Origin of the sequence: Halorubrum sp. Atlit-26R (assembly GCF_003666015.1) — an archaeon.
Lineage (GTDB): Archaea > Halobacteriota > Halobacteria > Halobacteriales > Haloferacaceae > Halorubrum.
The window spans coordinates 1-1,268 of the sequence record NZ_QPLT01000068.1; the positions used below are offsets into that span (position 1 = coordinate 1).

1 protein-coding gene and 1 pseudogene are annotated in these 1,268 nt (G+C 51.8%); both read right to left on the reverse strand.

Annotated elements, in window-relative coordinates:
• Positions 1-227 precede the first annotated feature (227 nt).
• Complete coding sequence (locus DVK07_RS19280; protein ID WP_121598493.1) at positions 228-719, reverse strand: hypothetical protein; 492 nt, start codon at positions 717-719, stop codon at positions 228-230.
• 239 nt (positions 720-958) lie between these two features.
• Positions 959-1,268 (reverse strand): annotated as a pseudogene (locus DVK07_RS23820) (hypothetical protein); the annotation flags it as partial.

Here is a 1,268-nt window from a genome sequence, read left to right on the forward strand (position 1 = left end):
TAGAACACGTATCGGCTCTGTTGATATACTCTACCAGTGAACCCCAACTCATATGCGGTCAATACAGGGGACACAGTGGGCGGCGAGAATTGTTACCACTCAATGGACCTTCAGAATTGTCGTGTAACGTACAGCAGGTCGGGTCCGTGATCGATGGGGTGCTGGTCAGTCGTTTGGTAACGTAGATTGGAGAAAACGACATGGAAGCAGCAAGTCAGAACACATCGCTAGCGTTGGGCTAGGTACCGCTCATAGCCGTATCCACCGATCACACCCAGCGGAGCGATGAGAATGGCACTAAACAATCTCCCCCAGAGAGCGATTACAGCAAAAGCGATGATGAAGTCAGAGACTACATCATTGAGTGCGACATCGAAAATCGCCTCTAAAGAGTTCACAACGCCTTGTAGAACCCCTAATACAATGAGTGTCCCAAACGCCGAAACGATGCCTGCCAAGGCACCGCGGACCGGTGCCGGCTCCTCGGGAAGCATCACACGCCAAACGACGGTCGATACACAGACAGCAATAATCGGGACAGGGAATGCAGAAACGTAGACGAACATGCTATCGGCGAATAATCCCTGAGACCTGAATTCCTCGCCTAAGACCAAGTTATTAAACAGAAAAAGACCAAGTAGTGCCGCACCACCGGCCACGACGCCCGCACCGATATCCCGCTGAGACACTCCGAGATAATCAATTAGATTCCGATTCATAAGTTATATATTTTCACAAATAGGTATAGTTCTATCCACACGGTCCCAGACATCAGCCACTCATCGTCTGAACCGTTGAATTTCTCGATTTAGAGGGCGATGAACTCTGCCTATCTTACAGTGTTTTCGGCAATGATGCGAGAATTGGCTGGTGTCTCGGTGAATCGTCCGCACTCTTCATCGACCAGGTGTTTCAGATGAAATATGCCTAAAGGATAAGATTTCAACAGCAACCAGATCTAGATTCGATCGCCAAGTGCCGCTGTCAGCCCCCGGATTTGCCCCCATCCGTTGGATCGAAGCGCTGCAGGCAAGCGGTGACGCGCTCCATCAAGGGCCGTCCTCAAAGCCGGCGAGGCTTTCTCAAAGATTCCTCGGCCGTGTCCGACGAGGATTCGTTGTGGAGACAGCTCCTCGAACACGGCTTGGGGTGGTCTAAACCGGCATAGAAGGTACATTCCGAGCCGCTCCTCACCCACGGTGAACAGCGGCGCAGTCCCGAGTACGTCGGGGACGTAGAGTGTTTCATCGGATCCACGATACACAACT